This window comes from Streptomyces sp. NPDC008137, from assembly GCF_042957035.1.
Lineage (GTDB): Bacteria > Actinomycetota > Actinomycetes > Streptomycetales > Streptomycetaceae > Streptomyces.
Genome location: NZ_JBIBHN010000002.1, coordinates 348,115 through 367,855, shown reverse-complemented (window position 1 = coordinate 367,855; position 19,741 = coordinate 348,115). Strand labels below are relative to the sequence as shown.

Below are 19,741 nucleotides of genomic sequence, written 5' to 3'. Positions count from 1 at the left end.
CTCATGAGGCATCCGCTACCCCATGAGGTGTCCGCTTCCTCCATGATTGCGCGTTCAGGCGTGACCGAGGATCCGCCGCAGCGCGTCCGCGAGCAGCTCTCCGGCGTCCGGAGCGGCGGACGCGTGCCGGAAGGCGACAAAGCCGTCCGGGCGTACGAGGAGGGCGCCGGTGTCCGTGATCTCACGCAGCCGCGCCCAGTCGCCGTACGGGTCCTCGTACTGCTGCCCGGGGCCGATCACCACGGTGGCGATCTCGATGTCCTGGGCCTCGGCCGCGCGCACCCAGTCCTCTCCCCCGATGCCGGTCAGCAGCGTGAAGCGGCCCCGGCCGACCGTGTCGAGGGTGGACAGCGTGCGGGTGCCGGAGGTGATCCAGGCGTGCGGGATCCGGGCGCCGGGGCGGGAGGACGGCTGGTGGTGCAGCTCGGGGTCGCGGGCGAAGCCGGGGTCGGGCGTGCCGTCCGGGACGATCGCGCAGGAGTCCTCGGCGGGATAGCGCTGGTTGAGGTCGACGCCGTGCGCGTTGAACTCGTACACCTTGAAGGCGATCGCCTCGCGCAGCGCGGCACGCTGCTTCTCCGCCGCCTCGGTCGCGTCCTTGCGGGCGGCGATGTTGGCCCACAGCTGTTCGGGGGTCTGTGGGGAGAGCCCGTCGAGGGCCTCGAAGACCGGGGCGGTCTCGCGGATGGACTGGTTGGCGCGGGTGACGATCTGCCGCCCGACCGGGGCGCGCTCGGCGGTGTAGGAGTCCAGCAGGGCCGGTGCGGCGGTGCCGTCGAGGACGAGCTTGAGCTTCCAGGCCAGGTTGTAGGCATCCTGGATGGAGGTGTTGGAGCCGAGGCCGTTGGACGGCGGGTGGCGGTGCACGGCGTCTCCGGCACAGAAGACACGGCCGCTCGCGTACCTCTCCGCGTACATCTCGTTGACGGTCCAGGCGGAGGACGACTTGATGGTCACGGGGATGTCGTCGTCGCCGAGGAGCTTTCGGACGACGGATTCCGCGTACGCGGTGGTCAGATCGGGGGCGCCCGCGCTGACGTCGTACCCCCACACGATCAGCCACTCGTTCCAGGGCCGGACGCAGCGCACCAGACCGGCTCCGATACCGCCGACCGTCGCGCCGGGGGCGAGGACCCAGTACAGAGTGGAAGGACGGTGGGCGGTGTACTTCGTCAGGTCCGCCTCGAAGACGATGTTGACGCTGCCGGCCACGCCCATCTGGCCGCCCATCGGCAGCCCGGCGTCCGCGGCGACCTTCGACCGGCCACCGTCGGCTCCGATCAGGTACTTGGCGCGGATCTCGTACGTGTCCCCGCGCAGCCGGTCGCGGACGGTGGCCGTGACGCCGTCCGCGTCCTGGGTGTGGGACAGGTACTCGGTCTCGAAACGCAGCCGGGTACCACGGGCGACGGCCGCGTCCACGAGCACCGGCTCCATGAGGTGCTGCGGCATGTCGCACATGCGGGTGGGGCCGGCGAGTTCGTGTTCCGCCTGGACGAGCGGGTCGTTGCCCCAGGAGCGCACCCGGCCCAGTTCCTCGCCCGCCAGGCTGGTGCAGAAGGTCGTGTTCCCCATCAGGTGCTGAGGGGTCGCCCGCGCGACGACCTCCTGCTCCACGCCGAGGTCGCGCAGCACCTCCATGGTGCGCTGGTTGGTGATGTGCGCGCGGGGTGTGTCGGCGAGGCTCGCGTAGCGGGTCACCACGAGGTTGGGCACGCCGTAGGTGCTCAGGGCGAGCGCGGCCGAGGCACCGGCCGGGCCGCTGCCCACGATCAGGACGTCGGTCTCGACGACGGTGGACACGGGGCGCTCCTGCGGGGGGGGAATCGGACTTCGGCCATTCATGATCATGGAGGGGATCGGCGGGAGGCGGGTGTCTCATTACGAGACATCGTGTGGGCCGGACGTTCCGGACACGGCAGTTGTTGTCCGTTCAACGGAACCCGATACGGTGGACATGTCGTGACCACCACAGAGCACACCTCCGCCGCCACCGCCCTCCCCTCGCTGTACGTCGCCCGTGAACGCTTTCTGACGGGGCGCCCGTTGCCCGACGGGGTGCCGGAGGAGGTCGCGGCGGCGTGGCGTCGGGCGCGGTTCTTCGGGGTGCCGCACGATTTGGAGGAACCGGCGGTCCGTCCGCCGCGGCCGGTGGAGTCGGCGCTGCTCGGGGCGGCCCGACCGGTGCTCGACCGCATCGTCCCGGCCCTCGGCGCCGGCCGGTCCCTCCTCGTGCTGACCGACGAGCGGCTGCGTGTGCTGTGGACGGCGGGGAACCTGCCGGGGCTCGACACCTGCCCCGTGCTGTCGGAGCCGGAAGTCGGCGACAACAGCGCGGCTCTCGCGCTGCGCACCCGGCGCCGGGCCGAGATGCACGGGCCGGAGCACTTCCTCGACCGGTGGCAGGACGTGTCCGCGGTGTCCGTCCCGGTGCTCGACCCGGAAGGTGCCCAGGTACTCGGCACGGTGACCGTGGCGGCACGACTGTCCCCGACCCGCTCGCCCCATCCGCAGGCGGCACTCGCCGAGGCCGCCGCGGTCGCGGTCGAGACGGAACTGCGCACGCGGGCGGGCCGGGCCGAGCGGGTGCTGCTGGACGCGTATCTGCGGGCAGCGGCCGGCACGGCGTGCGGGGCGGACCCGGCCGTGGTCGCCCTGGACGGCCGCAACCGGCTGGTCACCGATGCCGCGCGGCGACTGCTGACACCCGGGGCGCTCGCGGCACTGGAGCGAACGGCGGTGAGCGCGCGGCGTGGGGACGCCGTGGACGCGGCGGCCGTGACCGAGGACACCGGATGCACCGCCCGGGTCACGCCCGTGCATCTCGACGACGGTACGGTCCTAGGGATCGTCGCCACCCTGGAACAGCTCGGCGATTCCCCGCCGTCGACGTCGGCCTCGCCCCGCTCTCCCGTCACTCTCACCGGTTCCTCGCTCCCCTGGCGGCACGCGGTCGCGCGTGCGGTCGAACTGGCGCGTTCCCCGGAGCCGCTGCTGCTGACCGGCGAGCGCGGAACCGGCAAGTCCGCGCTGGCCCGGGAACTGCTGGGGCTGCCCGGCCCACCCGGCCCGCTTGGTCCGCCCGGCCTGCTCGGCGAAGGCGCCGTCCGGGTCGCCGACGCGGCGCGGGACACCGGGCTCGACGAGACCCTGGCCACGTGGCCGGCCGACCGCCCTCTCCTGCTGCGGCACGCCGAGCGCCTCGCACAGCCGGGCGTGGCGGCGCTCAACTCTTTGCTCGACACCCGCCCTGACACCCGCGTACTGGTCACCTACACACCCGGCACCCAGGCCGGCCCCTGCCTCCAGCGCCTCCTGGACAAGCTGTCCGCCCGCTCGGTGACCCTGCCACCGCTGCGGGAACGCCCCGAGGACATCCGGGAGCTGCTGTCGGTCCTGGCGCCACGGCCGGTGCCCGGACAGCCCCCGCTCACCTGGACCCTGGACGCCTTGCGCGCACTCGAGCTGTATCCCTGGCCCGGCAACGTCACCGAGCTGGCCCATGTCGTCCGCGCCCTGGCGGAGCAGCGGCGGATGTCCGGGCCGGTCCGCCGGGCCGAACTCCCGGACCCGGTGCGCGAAGGACCGGCCGCGCGGCCCCTCAGCCCGATGGAACACGCCGAGCGCGACGCGATCCTGGAGGCACTGCGCCGCCACGGCGGCAACAAGGCGCGGGCGGCGGCCGCGCTGGGGATCGGCCGGGCGACGCTGTACCGCAAGTTGCGGGGATATCGGGACTGAGCGATCGCCCCCTTCCGAGGCTTCGGCGCCGGGGGCCCACGCACAACAGCTCGGGCGGGTCGAGGAGAACCTCGACCCGCCCGAGCTGGTCTGTGTCCGAGGGGGGACTTGAACCCCCACGCCCGATAAAGGGCACTAGCACCTCAAGCTAGCGCGTCTGCCATTCCGCCACCCGGACCAGGTGTTCGCCGCCTTGCCAGGGGTGTTCCCCGCGGCGACATGGACAACAATACCAAGGTTTCGGAGTGCCTTTCACCTGCGTTTCCGTCCGTCTGGCGGGGGTCCGGGACCTCGCGGCCCGATACCCCTAGGGTCACACCATGAGTGACTGGATGGTTACGCAGAGCCCCGCTCCGGGTCGCCGCCCTCGTGCGCTGTCGCCGCTCAGGGAGCATCTGCGGGACACGTTCTGGTTCGCTCCCACCCTGGCCATGGCGAGCGTCTTCGTCGTCTGGGTGGGGGCGCAGGTGCTCGACACGGTCATCGTCGACGCGCTCCGCGAGGACGGCGACTACGAGACCCTGGACGAGCTGCTGCGGTTCGCGGACGACGCGAAGGCCGTCGTGACCGCGGTCGGCTCGGCGATGATGACCTTCATCGGTGTGGTCTTCAGCATCTCGCTGGTGGCCGTGCAGATGGCGAGCGGGCAGTTCACCCCCCGCGTGGTGCGGCTCTTCGTGCGGAGCCGGATCACCAAGGCGACCTTCGCGGTGTTCTTGGCGACCTTCGTACTCACCCTGCTGGTCCTGACCTCCTTCGACACCGCCGACGATCCCCGCGCCGTGACATCGGTGCCGCTGGTGCAGTCGGTGCTCACCCTCTGCATGGTCGCGCTGAGCCTGTTCCTCTTCGTGCTGTACGTGAACACCACCCTGCGGCTGATGCGGATCAGCCATGTCATCGCGCGGATCGCCACGGAGTCCTTCCGGGTGGCGGCCTCCATGCCCGTGCCGCCGGGCGCTCACGAGGGGCACGACCCCGCCCCGCTCGGTCCCGCGACCGCGTGGGTTCCGCACGAGGGCCGGGCGGGTGTGCTGCGTGACGTGCACATCGCGCGGTTGGTGCGGGTGGCGCGCAAGCACGGGGTGGTGCTGCGGCTGATCCCGCGGATCGGTGACTTCGTGGTGCCCGGTACACCCGTGCTGGCCGTCCACGGCGGTCCGGCCCCGCCGCGCGGGGCGCTGCGCTACACGGCCTCGGTCGGGGTGGAGCGGACCTACCACCAGGACCTCGGTTTCGGACTGCGCCAGTTGTCCGACATCGCGCTGCGCGCCCTGTCGCCCGCGATCAACGATCCGACCACCGCCGTACAGGCACTGGACCGCGTCATCCAGTTCCTGGCGTCGCTGAGCCGACGCCCACTGGACGCCGCCCTGCACCGGGACCGGGCCGGTGCGGTGCGGCTGGTGCAGCCCGTGCCGGGGTGGACCGAGTTGGTGGACCTGGGGTTCACCGAGGTGCGGGGGTGCGCCATCGGGAGCCCGCAGGTCTCCCGGCGCATGCTGGCAGGACTGGACGACCTGCTGCTGCTCGTGCCGGCGGAGCGGCGTGAGCCGCTGCTGCGCCACCGCGAACTGCTCCGCCAGGCGGTCGACCAGGCCGAAGCGTCCCCCGCGGACCGCGCGTTCGCCTTGCGTCCGGACCGGCAGGGGATCGGCTGACGGCGGCGGACGATCGGCCGCGGCCTCGGCTCAGGGGTCCGCTGAGCCGAGGCCGCGGCGATGTGCGACGCCGGCGCCCACGGGGTGGGACCGCATGGCGAACCGGCGTCGTGGACAGCGGCTCCTTCTCACGGCAACAGCTGGTACTCCGGGAAGTTGCCCGGCAGCCGCTCCCCCGCCGGTCCCCGCGTCACCGCGCGCACCAGCAACTCGCCGCCGACGAACGCGCCGCGCCAGGACGCGCCGAGCCCGCCGAAGAGCTCGTCGCGGTCACCGCGGGAACGGGGCCGGCCGTGGCCGACCTTGAAGGCGCGGATGTGCGGGGCGAGCCGCTCGTAGGTCGCCCGGTCGTCCGTGGACAGCGTGGCCACGAGCGCGCCGTTCGAGGCGTTCATCGCCGCGAGCAGCTCCGCCTCCGTGTCGACCAGGACGATGGTGTCGACCGGGCCGAACGGCTCCGCGTGGTGCAGCGGAGAGGACGCGGGCGGGTTGAGGAGCGTGACCGGCTGGACGTAGGCCGAGGTGTCCTGGCCGGGCAGGAAGCGGGCGTCGGCCGGGCTGCCGCGGTGCAGGGGCACGGCGCCTCGCTCGATCGCCTCGGCGACCTGGTCCTGGAGCTCCTTCGCCTTGGCGGCGTTGATCACCGGCCCGAAGTCCAGCTCGGCATACGGGTCGTCGGGCTTCTCGACGGCGAGCGGGTGGCCGACACTGACCTCGCGGACCGCCGGGAGGTAGGCCGCCAGGAACGCGTCGAACAGGTGCCGCTGGACGACGAAACGCGGGTACGCCGTGCAGCGCTGCTTGCCGTAGTCGAAGAGCTTGGGGACCAGCGCGGTGAGCGCGTCCCAGTCGGAGTAGTTCCAGATGCCCCAGGTGTTGAGTCCTTCCTGTTCGAGTACGTGTCGTTTGCCGAGGTCGGCGACGGCCGTGGCCACCGCGGCGCCGGTGTCGCGGCCGCCGACGAAGGAGACGCAGCCGATCTCGGGCGCCCGCACCAGCGCCTGGGACAGCTCGCCTCCGCTGCCGCTGACGAGGGTCACGGGAATCCCCTCGCGCGCGGCGAGAGCGCTGGCCAGGGTCAGACAGGCGGCGCCGCCGTCGGTCGGGGTCTTGGCGATGACCGCGTTGCCTGCCAATGCCTGTACCAGTAATGCGTGAACGAGCACGCTCATCGGGTAGTTCCAGCTGGCGATGTTGGAAACCGGGCCGTCGAGCGGGGCCCGTCCGGCGAGCATCGGTTCGATGCCGTCGACGTACCAGCGGACCCCGTCGATGGCCCGGTCGACGTCCGCCAGGGCGAGCCGCCAGGGCTTGCCGATCTCCCAGACGAGCAGGAGCGCGAGCAGCCGGCGGTGTTCGGCGAGGGCGTCGAGCGTGGCGGCGACGCGGGCCCCGCGCTCCGGCAGGGGGACGTGACGCCAGGCGCGGTGCTGGTCGAGGGCGGCGCGCACGGCCTGACGGGCGGTGGCCCCGTCCAGGCGCGGCGGACCGGCGATGGGGCTGCCGTCGACCGGGCTGGCGGCGGGCAGGACCCTGCCGTCGGCCTGCCAGCCGCAGTTCCAGAGGTTGAGGATCCGGTCGTCGCGGAAGGCCTCGGGCGCGGCGGCGAGGCAGCGCCGCCACGCATCGGGCCAGGATGTGCCGGGTTTGAGGGTGAGGGTGGGTGCCATGGGGTTGCTCCGCTCTCGGTGCACAGTCGGGGGCGGGCTCATGTCAGCTGCTGTTGTGAGCTGTGGGGTGCTGTTCGTGATCTTCCAGGCGTGCGAGGACGAGCTTCGCGGTCTCGGTCGGGGTGCTTCCCACCCTCACACCGACCGCCTCCAGCGCCTCCTTCTTCGCCTGTGCGGTGCCGGACGAGCCGGACACGATCGCGCCCGCGTGGCCCATGGTCTTGCCCTCGGGTGCGGTGAACCCGGCGATGTAGCCGACGACCGGCTTGGTGACGTGCTCGCGGATGTACGCCGCCGCGCGTTCCTCCGCGTCGCCTCCGATCTCGCCGATGAGGACGATCAGTTCGGTGTCGGGGTCGTCCTGGAAGGCGGCGAGGCAGTCGATGTGCGTGGTGCCGACGACCGGGTCGCCGCCGATACCGACGCACGTGGAGAAGCCGATGTCGCGCAGTTCGTACATGAGCTGGTACGTCAGCGTGCCCGACTTGGAGACCAGGCCGATACGGCCCGGCTTGGTGATGTCGGCCGGGATGATGCCCGCGTTGGACTGGCCGGGGGTGATGATGCCCGGGCAGTTGGGTCCGACGACACGGGTGCCCTGCTCCTTGGCGTACGCGGTGAAGGCGACGGAGTCGTGGACGGGGATGCCCTCGGTGATGACGACCGCGAGGCCGATGCCCGCGTCGGCGGCTTCGACGACGGCCGCCTCGGCGAAGGCGGGCGGCACGAAGACGACGGTGACGTCCGCTCCGGTCGCACGCATGCCGTCGGCGACCGAACCGAAGACCGGCACGGCACTGGGGGCACCTCCCAGGCCCTTAAGGCACTGGGGGACGTCGAAGTCGACCGTGCGGCCCGCCTTGCGCGGATTGACACCGCCGACGACGTTCGTGCCGGCCGCGAGCATGCGCCGGGTGTGCTTCATGCCCTCGCCGCCGGTCATGCCCTGGACGAGGACCTTGCTCTCCTTGGTGAGGTAGATGGCCATGGCGTTCCCTCTCCTCAGGCCGCGGTGGCGAGTTCGGCGGCGCGGCGGGCGGCGCCGTCCATGGTGGTGACCTGTTGGACCAGCGGATGTGCGTGCTCGTCGAGGACGGCCCGGCCTCTGGCCGCGTTGTTGCCGTCGAGGCGCACGACGAGCGGTTTGGTGAGGCGGACGGTGTTCAGGGCCCGGACGATGCCGTCGGCGACCGCGTCGCAGGCGGTGATCCCGCCGAAGACATTGACGAAGACGGACTTCACATCCGGGTCGGAGAGGATCAGCGACAGTCCGTCGGCCATGACCTGGGCGCTCGCTCCGCCGCCGATGTCGAGGAAGTTGGCGGGGCGTGCGCCGCAGCCCGCGACCACGTCCAGGGTCGACATGACGAGTCCGGCGCCGTTGCCGATGATGCCGACCTCGCCGTCGAGCTTGACGTAGTTGAGGCCCTTGGCGGCTGCGGCGGCCTCGAGGTCGTCGTCGTGCGCTCTGCCGTCTGCCCCCCATCGCACCTGCCGGAACCGGGCGTTGTCGTCGAGGGTGACCTTGCCGTCGAGGGCGAGGATCTGCCCCTTCCGGGTGCGGACGAGCGGATTCACCTCGACGAGCAGGGCGTCCTCGCGGACCAGGACGTCCCAGAGACGTATGAGGACGTCGACGGTCTGCGGTGGCAGCCCGGCCGCCTCGGCGATCTCGCCGGCCTTCGCCGAGGTGACGCCCTCGGCCGGGTCGACGGGGATGCGGGCCACGGCCGCGGGGCGGGTTGCGGCGACCTCCTCGATGTCCATGCCTCCCTCGGCGGAGGCGATGGCGAGGAAGCGGCCCGCCGCGCGGTCGAGTACATAGGAGACGTAGAACTCGGCCTCAAAGTCGACGGGTTGAGCCAGCATCACCTTGCCGACGGTGTGGCTCTTGATGTCCATGCCCAGGATCTGACGGGCGGTGAGCTCGGCGGCGGCGGGATCGGCGGCAAGTCTCACCCCGCCCGCCTTGCCACGGCCACCGGTCTTCACCTGGGCCTTGACCACGACACGACCGCCGAGCCGGCGTGCGATGTCACGTGCCTCCGCGGGCGAGCCGGTGACCTCGGCCCGCGGCACCAAGATGCCGTGTTCCTCGAAGAGTTCCCTTGCCTGGTGTTCGTACAGGTCCACTTTCGGCTCCTGTCTAAAAGTGCCGCACGCCCCCTGGACACCACCCATCGGATGCGGGATAACAAGCTTCATACAGTATTCGTCGACTGTATGCAATGTACCGCGAGCCGTTCCAACCCCCTACGAAGGGACAGGACTTCGCCATGCCCGACGACACCCAGGACGTGATTTCCGGTGGTCATCTCGTAGCCAAGGCGCTGAAGGCCGAGGGGGTCGACCGCATCTACACGCTGTGCGGCGGCCACATCATCGACATCTACGACGGCTGCGTCGACGAGGGCATCGAGGTCGTCGACGTACGCCACGAACAGGTCGCCGCCCACGCCGCCGACGGCTACGCGCGCATCACCGGCAAGCCCGGCTGCGCGGTGGTCACCGCGGGCCCGGGGACGACCGACGCCGTCACCGGTGTCGCCAACGCCTTCCGCGCGGAGTCCCCCATGCTGCTGATCGGCGGTCAGGGGGCTCTCACCCAGCACAAGATGGGGTCCCTCCAGGACCTGCCGCACGTCGACATGATGAACCCCATCACCAAGTTCGCGGCGACCGTGCCGGACACGGCGCGCGCCGCCGACATGGTGTCCATGGCGTTCCGCGAGTGCTTCCACGGCGCGCCCGGTCCCTCCTTCCTGGAGATCCCGCGTGACGTTCTGGACGCCAAGGTGCCCGCGGCCAAGGCCCGCGTGCCGCAGTCCGGCGCCTACCGCGCCTCGACCCGCTCGGCCGGCGACCCCGAGGCGATCGAGAAGCTCGCCGACCTGCTGGTGCACGCCGAGAAGCCGGCCATCCTCCTCGGCAGCCAGGTGTGGACGACCCGGGGCATTGAACCGGCCATCGAGCTGGTGCGCACGCTGAACGTCCCGGCGTACATGAACGGCGCCGGACGCGGCACTCTCCCACCCGGCGACCCGCACCACTTCCAGCTCTCGCGCCGGTACGCCTTCTCCAACGCCGACGTCATCGTCATCGTCGGGACGCCCTTCGACTTCCGCATGGGCTACGGCAAGCGGCTGTCGCCGGAGGCGACCGTCGTGCAGATCGACCTCGACTACCGCACGGTCGGCAAGAACCGGGACATCGACCTCGGCATCGTGGGCGACGCCGGGCTGGTGCTGAAGGCGGTGACCGAGGCGGCCTCCGGACGCGTCAACGGTGGTGCGTCCAGGCGCAAGGAGTGGCTGGACGAGCTGCGGGCGGCCGAGCAGACCGCTCTGGAGAAGCGGCTGCCGAGCCTGAGGTCGGACGCCTCGCCCATCCACCCGTACCGCCTGGTCAGCGAGATCAACGACTTCCTCACCGAGGACTCGATCTACATCGGCGACGGCGGCGACATCGTCACCTTCTCCGGGCAGGTCGTACAGCCCAAGTCACCCGGGCACTGGATGGACCCCGGTCCCCTGGGCACGCTCGGCGTCGGCGTCCCCTTCGTGCTCGCGGCCAAGCGGGCACGGCCCGACAAGGAGGTCGTCGCGCTCTTCGGCGACGGCGCGTTCTCCCTCACCGGCTGGGACTTCGAGACGCTCGTCCGCTACGACCTCCCGTTCGTCGGCATCGTCGGCAACAACTCCTCCATGAACCAGATCCGCTACGGCCAAGCCGCCAAGTACGGCAAGGACCGCGAGCGGATCGGCAACACCCTCGGCGATGTCCACTACGACAAGTTCGCCCAGATGCTGGGCGGTTACGGCGAGGAGGTCCGCGACCCCGCCGACATCGGCCCGGCTCTGCGGCGCGCCCGTGAGTCCGGCAAGCCGTCGCTGATCAACGTCTGGGTCGACCCCGACGCGTACGCCCCCGGAACCATGAACCAGACCATGTACAAGTGAGGTGCCCCGATGACTGCTCCGTCCACCAAGGCCCTCGAAGGCATCCGCGTCCTGGACATGACCCACGTCCAGTCCGGGCCCTCCGCGACCCAGCTGCTCGCCTGGCTCGGCGCGGACGTCGTCAAGCTGGAGGCGCCGACCGGTGACATCACGCGCAAGCAGCTGCGTGACCTGCCGGACGTCGACTCCCTGTACTTCACGATGCTCAACTGCAACAAGCGGAGCATCACCCTCAACACCAAGACCGAACGCGGCAAGGAGATCCTCACCGAGTTGATCCGGCGCTCCGACGTCATGGTCGAGAACTTCGGACCTGGCGCGGTCGACCGGATGGGCTTCACCTGGGACCGCATCCAGGAGATCAATCCACGGATCGTCTATGCCTCCATCAAGGGGTTCGGTGAGGGCCCGTACACCAACTTCAAGGCGTACGAGGTCGTCGCTCAGGCCATGGGCGGGTCGATGTCGACCACCGGTTTAGAGGACGGGCCGCCGCTGGCGACGGGGGCCCAGATCGGGGACTCGGGGACGGGTGTGCACGCCGTGGCGGGGATTCTCGCGGCGCTGTTCCAGCGGGAGAACACCGGGCGCGGTCAGCGGGTCAACGTGGCCATGCAGCATGCCGTCCTCAACCTCTGCCGGGTGAAGCTGAGGGATCAGCAGCGGCTGGCACATGGCCCGCTCCGTGAATATCCCAACGACGACTTCGGCGACGAGGTTCCCAGGTCCGGAAACGCGTCCGGTGGCGGCCAGCCCGGCTGGGCGGTCAAGTGCGCGCCGGGCGGCCCGAACGACTACGTGTACGTCATCGTGCAGCCCGTCGGCTGGCAGCCGATCAGCGAGCTCATCGGCCGGCCCGAGCTGGCCGACGACCCGGAGTGGGCGACGCCCGAGGCGCGGCTGCCCAAGCTGAACAAGATGTTCCAGCTGATCGAGGAGTGGTCCTCGACGCTGCCCAAGTGGGAGGTGCTGGAGCGGCTCAACGCGCACAACATCCCGTGCGGGCCGATCCTGTCCACCCGGGAGATCATCGAGGACCGGTCGCTGGTCGCCAACGAGATGGTCGTCACCGTTCCGCATCCGCAGCGGGGCGAGTTCGTGACGGTCGGCAGCCCGCTCAAGCTGTCCGACTCCCCCGTCGAGGTGACCGGTTCACCGCTGCTCGGCGAGCACAACGAAGAGGTCTACGTCGGCGAACTCGGTCTCGGTGACGAGGAAGTGCGTCTGCTCAAGTCGAACGGAGTGATCTGACGTGATGGCAGAAGACCGCCTTCTGCGGGTGCGCGGCCTCCTCGACTCCGTGCGGGCCGAGGGGCGGACCGCGCTGACCGCGCCCGAGGGCAAGGTGATCGCCGACGCGTACGGGATCGCCGTACCGGGCGAGGAGCTGGCGACCGACGTCGAGGAGGCCGTGGCGTTCGCGGCGCGCTTCGGCGGGCCCGTCGTGATGAAGATCGTCTCGCCGGACATCCTGCACAAGACCGACGCGGGCGGGGTCGTCGTCGGCGTCGAGGGCGCCGCGGACGTACGGGCCGCGTTCCACACCATCATCCACAACGCGCGCGCCTACGACGCCGTTGCCCGCATCGACGGTGTGCAGGTGCAGGAGCTGCTGCCGAAGGGGCAGGAGGTCATCGTCGGCGCGGTCACGGACCCGACGTTCGGGAAGGTGGTCGCGTTCGGGCTCGGCGGGGTGCTCGTCGAGGTCCTGAAGGACGTCACCTTCCGGCTCGCCCCGGTGGACGCCGACGAGGCGCTGTCGATGCTGGACTCGATCCGCTCGGCGGAGATCCTGCGCGGGGTGCGCGGCCAGGCGGGTGTGGACCGGTGGGCCGTGGCCGAGCAGATCCGGCGGGTGTCCGAACTCGTCGCGGACTTCCCGGAGATCGCCGAGGTGGACCTCAATCCGGTGATCGCGACCGCGGAGGGGGCCGTCGCGGCCGACATCCGGGTGATCCTCGCCGAGTCGCAGCCCCCGCCCCGCCGGCGGTACTCCAGGGACGAGATCCTCACGTCCATGCGCCGGCTGATGCAGCCGGGCTCGGTCGCCGTGATCGGCGCCTCCAACGAGCAGGGCAAGATCGGCAACTCCGTGATGCGCAACCTCGTCGACGGGGGCTTCGCCGGGGACATCCACCCGGTGAATCCCAAGGCCGATGACATTCTGGGCCGCAAGGCGTACAAGAGTGTCACGGACGTCCCCGGTGAGGTCGATGTGGCGGTCTTCGCGATCCCCGCCAAGTTCGTGGCCTCGGCCCTGGAGGAGGTGGGACGCAAGAAGATCCCGAACGCCGTGCTGATCCCCTCCGGCTTCGCGGAGACCGGTGAGCACGAACTCCAGGCGGAGATCGTGGAGATCGCCGAGCGGCACGGCGTACGGCTGCTGGGCCCGAACATCTACGGCTACTACTCCACCTGGCAGGACCTCTGCGCCACGTTCTGCACGCCGTACGACGTCAAGGGCGGAGTCGCGCTGACCTCGCAGTCGGGCGGCATCGGGATGGCGATCCTGGGCTTCGCCCGCACCACCAAGACGGGTGTGTCGGCGATCGTGGGGCTCGGCAACAAGTCGGACCTGGACGAGGACGACCTGCTGACCTGGTTCGGGGAGGACCCCAACACCCAGTGCATCGCGATGCACCTGGAGGACCTCAAGGACGGGCGTGCCTTCGTGGAGGCCGCGCGGGCGACCGTGCCGAAGAAGCCGGTGGTCGTGCTGAAGGCGGGGCGTACGGCGGCGGGCGCGAAGGCGGCCGGGTCGCACACGGGTGCCCTGGCGGGCGACGACGCCGTGTACGACGACATCCTGCGGCAGGCCGGGGTCATCCGGGCCCCCGGGCTGAACGAGATGCTGGAGTACGCGCGTGCGTTGCCGGTGCTTCCCGCCCCCCAGGGCGACAACGTCGTGATCATCACGGGAGCCGGGGGCAGCGGCGTGCTGCTCTCGGACGCGGTGACGGACAACGGCCTGTCGCTGATGGAGATCCCGCCCGATCTGGACGAGGCGTTCCGGAAGTTCATCCCGCCCTTCGGGGCCGCCGGCAACCCGGTGGACATCACCGGGGGCGAGCCGCCGTCGACGTACGAGGCGACGATCCGGCTGGGGATGGAGGACCCGCGCATCCACGCGCTCGTCCTCGGCTACTGGCACACCATCGTCACCCCTCCGATGGTCTTCGCGGAGCTCACCGCGCGCGTGGTGGCCGAGTTCCGGGAGCGCGGGATCGAAAAGCCGGTGGTGGCGTCGCTCGCGGGCGATGTGGAGGTCGAGGAGGCCTGCCAGTACCTCTTCGAGCACGGGGTCGTGGCGTACCCGTACACGACCGAGAAGCCGGTGGCCGTGCTCGGCGCCAAGTACCGCTGGGCGCGGGAGGCGGGGGTGCTGGGGGGCGGTACATGAGGTGAGGGAGCGGGGGCCGGCCGACGGTGCGCGTCGGCCGGCCCGGGACCCGTACGCGCACGAAAGGCATGGGACAGGGGGCGCTGGCCAGATCTTTCGACGCAAGGGGTGCAATCCACGTGACAACCACCGACGTTCCACGGGTCGCCGCCTATCGCGAGGTGACCGACAAGAACGGACGCGTCTATCGCGTCGGCGAATCCGACATCGACATCATGGGGCGCAAACGCAAGTGGATGGTGATCCTGCCGTGGATCGGCATGATGGGCATCTCCTCCGCCGAGTACGCGTTCGCCTCCGCCGAGGACACCCTGCACACGGCGCACAGCTGGAACAGCATGCACATCTTCTGGATGATGACCGTCTGGGTCTTCTTCCAGGCCGCGGTTGCCTTCCCCGCGGGCAAGCTGCGTGAGAGCGGCAGGCTGCCGGCCCGCTGGGCGATGATGTGCGGGGCGGCGGGCACCCTGCTGGGCTATCTGTCGCTGGCGTTCGCGCCGCACGTCGTCTTCGCCTACATCGGCTTCAGCATGTTCAGCGGCATGGGCGCGGGCATGGTGTACGCCACCTGCGTCAACATGGTCGGCAAGTGGTACCCGGAGCGCAAGGGCGGCAAGACCGGCTTCGTCAACGGCGGTTTCGCCTACGGCTCGGTGCCCTTCGTCTTCCTCTTCAACGGCTACATGGATCTGACGAACTTCCGCTGGGTGCTGGTCTCGGTGGGCCTGTTCCTGGCCGGAATCGTCGCGTTCTCCGGCTACTTCTTCAAGGACCCGCCGAAGAACTGGTGGCCGGCCGCGATCGACCCGCTCAACCCGCCCGCCGACCCGCGCGCGGCCCGCTCGCTGCGGATGAACCCGCCGGCGGTCCGCCAGTACACCCCCAGGGAGGCGTGGAAGACCGGCCGGGTGGCCCTGATGTGGTTCTGTCTGGCGTGCACGTCCGGCGTGAACATCTTCGGTATCGCCTTCCAGGTGGACATCGGCGAGGAGGCCGGATTCGCGGGCGGGATCGTGGCCACGGCGATGTCCCTGAAGGCTGTCGTCAACGGAACCGGCCGAGGCGTCATCGGCTGGCTCTCCGACCTCTACGGCCGCAAGCGGTGCCTGCTCGCCGTGTGCGTCATCCTGGGCCTCGCCCAGTTCGGCATCCTCTGGTCGGCGGACAGCAAGAACCTGCCACTGTTCCTGATCTTCTCCGCGATCTCCGGCTTCGGCGGCGGCGCCATCTTCCCGATGTTCGCGGCCCTCACCGCCGACTACTTCGGTGAGAACAACAACGCGTCCAACTACGGCATGGTCTACAGCGCCAAGCTCGTCTCCGGTCTGGGCGCGGGCATGGGTGCCGTGGTCGTCGGTGCCTGGGGGCACTCCGGTGCCTTCATCCTGGCCGGCTCGATCTCGCTCTTCGCCGGCTGCGTGGCGCTGTTCCTCAATCCGCCGGGACGCGACAAGGAAACGCGTCGCATCTCCCCCAACCCGCGACCGCTCGGCGAGGACACCGCCTGACGGTCCCCCGCCCGTGGGCGACCGACCCACGTGTGAGGAGACCCCTCCCGGGTGCGGGAGGGGCCTCCTCATGCCGGTCCTGCCCTCAGCACTTCTCCCTCAGGGAGTGCAGGTGCGCGCTGGAGCGGCGCGCGAAGGTGAAGGACTCGGCGGGGTTGTCGTGCTCTGCCTGCCAGTGGTGGGCCATGCGGTGGCCGCGCAGCCGGGTGACGGCGGAGATGAAGCGCTTGTAGTCGATGTCGCCGTCGCCCACGTCGGTCATGTTGTAGCCGTACGGGTTCGACGGGTCGCTCTCCCCGTCCTTCACATGGAACAGCGGGTAGCGGTCGGGCTGCTTGAGGACGTAGTTCAGCGGTTCGAACGGCGCGGGCTTGCCGTCGGGCCGCTTGGAGAAGCGGAACTGACCGACGTACGCCCAGTAGATGTCCATCTCCAGGTAGACGAGGTCCGGGTCGGTCTCCTTGAGCAGGATGTCGTAGAGGCGGACCTTGGGGTTGTCCGTCGCGAAGGAGAACTCCTCGGAGTGGTTGTGCTGGTAGAACTTCATGCCCCGGGCCTTCGCCGCCGCGCCGTAGGTGTTGAAGTCCTCGGCGGCACGCTTCCAGGCGTCGACAGTGGAGCCGTAGCGGAAGGGGCCCGCGGCCGTGCCGATGTGCTTGAGGCCGAGGGCCTGGGCGTCGTCGAGGACCTTGGTGAGGTTCTGGGCGAAGGTGTAGGCGTTCGGGTCGTTGGAGTAGTAGCCGACGTGGCTGCCGATCGGGTTCAGGCCGTGGTTCCGGGCCAGCCGCTTGAGCTGGGCAAGCGTGATGGGGCCCGCGGAGCCCTGGGTGTAGCCGGCGAACTCGACTTCGTCGTAGCCGTATCTCTCGAGTTCGGCGAAGACGGGGCCGAAGCCGAGGGTGGAGACCTTGTCGCGCAGGCTGTAGAGCTGGATACCGAGGCGGCCGGGCGGCAGCACGGGACGGCCACGGCCGTGGCCCTTGGCGGCCGACGCGGTGCCGGTGGCGGCACTCGCGGGGGCGGCGGCGCCGAGCAGGGCGGCGGCGGTGGTACCGGCGGCGACGCCGAGCATGCCGCGTCTGCTGAGGCGGTGGGTGAGCTCGGGATCGGGCTGGGAGAAGCGGCTCATGCGTGGAACTCCTCGTGATCGCGGGGCGTTGTCAGTGGTGAGTGCTTCACTTGTGACCAGTCGGGACTGAGACAGGGACTGAGGCTCTGTCCTCAGCTGAGACCGGCGAGTTCGAGCAGCAGTGACTTCACATCGGTGGCCGCGACGCGGTCACCGACAGCACGGGGGGTGGAGCAGATGAGGAGCGGACCGTCGTCGTCGCTCGCCGGAAGGCGGCCGTGGCTGCCGCGAATAGGTGAGGGGTCCAGGGGCACGACCGCCATGCGGTAGCGCATGCCGAGCTTCTTGCGTGCCAGTGCGGTGGCCGCCTTGACCTTGACGTAGGGGTCGAGGGGATCCATGAAGAGTTCGACCGGGTCATAGCCGGGTTTGCGGTGGATCTCGACGAGTCGCGCGAAGTCGGGCGCGCGGGCGTCGTCGAGCCAGTAGTAGTACGTGAACCAGGCGTCGGGTTCCGCGACGGCGACGAGTTCGCCGGCGCGCGGATGGTCGAGGTGATGGGCCTTCTTGCCCTCGTCGTCGAGGAGTTGGCCGAGACCTGGCAGTCCGTCGAGGGCCGCCCGGGTGGCGTCGATGTCCTCGGGGCGGCGCACATAGACGTGGGCGAGCTGGTGGTCGGCGACCGCGAAGGCACGTGACGCCATCGGGTCGAGGTACTCCATGCCGTCCTGCGTGTGCACCTCCAGCAGGCCGGCGCGGCGCAGAGCGCGGTTGATGTCGACGGGCCGGCTCACGGGGGTGATGCCGTACTCGGACAGCGCGACGACCGTGCGGCCCTCGGCGCGGGCGTCGTCCAGCAGCGGGGCCAGTGCGGCGTCCAGGTCGGCGGCCGCCTTCAGGGAGCGTGGGTCGTCGGGACCGAAGCGCTGCAGGTCGTAGTCGAGGTGAGGGAGGTAGCAGAGCGTCAGATCGGGGTGCCGGGTGCGGTTGATGTGGCGGGTCGCGTCGATGATCCACCGGCTGGAGACGAGGTCGGCTCCGGGGCCCCAGAAGTGGAAGAGGGGGAACGTGCCGAACTTCTCGGTGAGTTCGTCGTGCAGCGCGGCCGGCCGGGTGTAGCAGTCGGGCTCCTTGCGGCCGTCGGCGTAGTAGACCGGACGGGGGGTGACGGTGAAGTCGGTGTCGGCGCCCATGGCGTACCACCAGCAGATGTTCGCGACGGTGTAGCCGGGGTGGGCGCGGCGGGCGGCGTCCCAGAGCTTGTCGCCGGCCACGAGCCCGTTGTGCTGGCGCCACAGGAGGACGTCGCCGAGTTCGCGGAAGTACCAGCCGTTGCCGACGATGCCGTGCTCCGAGGGCATGGTGCCGGTGAGGAACGTGGACTGGGCGGCGCAGGTGACGGCGGGCAGGACGGTGCCCAGCGGGGCGCGGGAGCCGGACTGCCCGAGCGCCTTGAGACGGGGCATGTGGTCGAGGAGGCGGGGGGTGAGGCCGACGACGTCGAGGACGAGGAGGGGTGTGGGGCGGCCCGGAGCGGCCGGGGCCGGGTGCTCATGGGTGCTCACGGCAGCTCCTTCAGGCCGAGGTCCGTCAGCAGGTCGCGGGCGAGGGTGAGTTCGGCGGCGATGCCCTCGGCTAGCTGGGTGCGGCCCCGGGGGCGCAGCTCGGGGGGAAGGGCCTGCCAGGTGTAGGTCTCGACCTCCAGGTGGCGGGTGAGCGGGGCCGGGCCGCCGACGAGCCGGGTCAGTGCGGACTTCAGGACCGGGAGTGTGGAGGTGAGGGGCGCGGCGGGGGCCGCGTGCAGGGGGACGTGGAAGTGGGCGCGCCAGGGTGCGCCGTCGGGCAGGGCGTGGCCCGCAAGGGCCTCGTCGAGGTCGTCGGTGGCGCGCAGGCCGGCGGCGGTGGCGGTACGGGTCTGGTGCAGGAAGCGGGGTTCGGCGAACGCTTCGAGGGCCTCGCGGACCTCGGGCAGATGAGGGTGTTCGGCGTGCAGGGCGGCCGAGAGCTGGGATTTGACGACGGGGACACGGGCCTCGGTGAGGGCGTCCAGGGCGGTGTCCGGATCTTCGAAGGAGGTGGCGAGATGGCAGGTGTCGACGCAGATGCCGATGCGGTCGTGTCCGATCGCGGTGAGCGGGGCGACGGCGTCGCGGGTGGTCTCGACGACGCAGCCGGGTTCTGGTTCCAGGCCGACGCGGATGGAGCGGCCGGTCAGTTCCTCGATGGCGTCGAGGCGTTCGGCGAGGGTGCGCAGGGCGGTGCGGGCGGTCTCCGCGCGCTCGTCGTCATACGCGGTGCGCCAGGCCAGGGGCAGGGTGGAAATGGTGCCCTCGGCCACGTCGTCGGGGAGGAGCCCTGCGAGGACCCGGGCCAGGGCACTGGTGTGGTCGAGGCGCTCCGGGTCGGCCCAGTCCGGCTTGTAGACGCGGTACTTGACCTCCTCGGCTCCGAAGCCCTCGTAGGGGAAGCCGTTGAGGGTGACGACTTCGAGGCCGCGGCGGTCGAGCTCGGTGCGCAGGCCGCGCACCGCGGCCGGGTCGCTGACCAGGGCGTGGGCCGCGTCCCTGGCGAGCCACAGCCCGATCCCGAGCCGGTCGCGGCCCAGCCTGCGGCGGACGGGCTCGCAGTGGTCGCGGAGCTGGGCGAGGACCCCGTCGAGGGTTTCGGCGGGGTGGACGTTGGTGCAGTAGGCGAGGTGGACGGTGGACCCGTCGGGGTGGCGGAAGCGCATGG

The 19,741-nt window shown here is 70.7% G+C and carries 13 protein-coding genes and 1 tRNA gene; 6 read left to right on the top strand and 8 right to left on the bottom strand.

The annotated features are described in order from the left end of the window. Window positions 1–54: 54 nt before the first annotated feature. Entirely contained in the window at window positions 55–1,845 is a 1,791-nt protein-coding gene (locus ACFZBT_RS05185; protein ID WP_391098482.1) for an FAD-dependent monooxygenase, read from the bottom strand. A gap of 117 nt (window positions 1,846–1,962) precedes the next feature. Between ACFZBT_RS05185 and ACFZBT_RS05180 the strand changes: the two genes are divergently transcribed. Continuing rightward, window positions 1,963–3,741: a helix-turn-helix domain-containing protein gene (locus ACFZBT_RS05180; protein ID WP_391098479.1), complete on the top strand. Its 1,779-nt coding sequence runs from the start codon at window positions 1,963–1,965 to the stop codon at window positions 3,739–3,741. Window positions 3,742–3,834: 93 nt separating this feature from the next. Here ACFZBT_RS05180 and ACFZBT_RS05175 read toward each other — a convergent pair. Continuing rightward, a tRNA-Leu gene (locus tag ACFZBT_RS05175) sits at window positions 3,835–3,919 on the bottom strand. A 142-nt stretch (window positions 3,920–4,061) separates the two neighbouring features. On the opposite strand from ACFZBT_RS05175, the gene ACFZBT_RS05170 reads away from it, so the two are divergent. Then, on the top strand, window positions 4,062–5,402 hold the full coding sequence (locus ACFZBT_RS05170) for a DUF2254 family protein (protein WP_391098476.1): 1,341 nt from the start codon (window positions 4,062–4,064) through the stop codon (window positions 5,400–5,402). Window positions 5,403–5,530: 128 nt separating this feature from the next. Here the strand turns inward: ACFZBT_RS05170 and ACFZBT_RS05165 are convergent, their stop codons facing one another. Genes ACFZBT_RS05165 through sucC form a run of 3 tightly spaced genes read right to left on the bottom strand, consistent with a single transcriptional unit; the run spans window position 5,531 to window position 9,205 of the window. Beyond that, window positions 5,531–7,072 carry an aldehyde dehydrogenase family protein gene (locus tag ACFZBT_RS05165; RefSeq protein WP_391098473.1) on the bottom strand — a complete coding sequence of 514 codons (1,542 nt, stop codon included), beginning with the start codon at window positions 7,070–7,072 and terminating at the stop codon, window positions 5,531–5,533. 43 nt (window positions 7,073–7,115) lie between these two features. Further along, window positions 7,116–8,060 carry a succinate--CoA ligase subunit alpha gene (sucD, locus tag ACFZBT_RS05160; protein WP_391098471.1) on the bottom strand — a complete coding sequence of 315 codons (945 nt, stop codon included), beginning with the start codon at window positions 8,058–8,060 and terminating at the stop codon, window positions 7,116–7,118. A gap of 14 nt (window positions 8,061–8,074) precedes the next feature. Then, window positions 8,075–9,205 (bottom strand): ADP-forming succinate--CoA ligase subunit beta, encoded by a 1,131-nt coding sequence (gene sucC / locus ACFZBT_RS05155; RefSeq protein WP_391098469.1) that lies wholly within the window; start codon window positions 9,203–9,205, stop codon window positions 8,075–8,077. Window positions 9,206–9,348: 143 nt separating this feature from the next. On the opposite strand from sucC, the gene ACFZBT_RS05150 reads away from it, so the two are divergent. The 4 genes from ACFZBT_RS05150 (at window position 9,349) to ACFZBT_RS05135 (ending at window position 15,939) form a co-directional block, all read left to right on the top strand. Then, the gene (locus ACFZBT_RS05150) at window positions 9,349–11,031 is read left to right on the top strand and encodes a thiamine pyrophosphate-binding protein (RefSeq protein WP_391098466.1); all 1,683 of its coding nucleotides are present in this window, start codon (window positions 9,349–9,351) and stop codon (window positions 11,029–11,031) included. A gap of 9 nt (window positions 11,032–11,040) precedes the next feature. Further along, window positions 11,041–12,282, top strand: coding sequence for a formyl-CoA transferase (gene frc, locus ACFZBT_RS05145; protein WP_391098463.1), 1,242 nt, complete (start codon window positions 11,041–11,043; stop codon window positions 12,280–12,282). Between the two features lie 4 nt (window positions 12,283–12,286). Continuing rightward, the gene (locus tag ACFZBT_RS05140) at window positions 12,287–14,431 is read left to right on the top strand and encodes an acetate--CoA ligase family protein (RefSeq protein WP_391098461.1); all 2,145 of its coding nucleotides are present in this window, start codon (window positions 12,287–12,289) and stop codon (window positions 14,429–14,431) included. Window positions 14,432–14,550: 119 nt separating this feature from the next. Then, window positions 14,551–15,939 (top strand): MFS transporter, encoded by a 1,389-nt coding sequence (locus ACFZBT_RS05135; protein WP_391098458.1) that lies wholly within the window; start codon window positions 14,551–14,553, stop codon window positions 15,937–15,939. Between the two features lie 85 nt (window positions 15,940–16,024). Here ACFZBT_RS05135 and ACFZBT_RS05130 read toward each other — a convergent pair whose 3' ends face one another. From ACFZBT_RS05130 to eboE, 3 genes are all read right to left on the bottom strand, one after another. After that, window positions 16,025–17,068, bottom strand: a complete 1,044-nt coding sequence (locus ACFZBT_RS05130; protein WP_391098455.1) for a TIM barrel protein — start codon at window positions 17,066–17,068, stop codon at window positions 16,025–16,027. A gap of 92 nt (window positions 17,069–17,160) precedes the next feature. After that, window positions 17,161–18,573, bottom strand: coding sequence for an alkaline phosphatase family protein (locus tag ACFZBT_RS05125; RefSeq protein ID WP_391098453.1), 1,413 nt, complete (start codon window positions 18,571–18,573; stop codon window positions 17,161–17,163). After that, on the bottom strand, window positions 18,570–19,739 hold the full coding sequence (gene eboE / locus ACFZBT_RS05120; RefSeq protein WP_391098451.1) for a metabolite traffic protein EboE: 1,170 nt from the start codon (window positions 19,737–19,739) through the stop codon (window positions 18,570–18,572). The genes ACFZBT_RS05125 and eboE overlap by 4 nt, the downstream gene beginning before the upstream one ends. Window positions 19,740–19,741 lie beyond the last annotated feature (2 nt).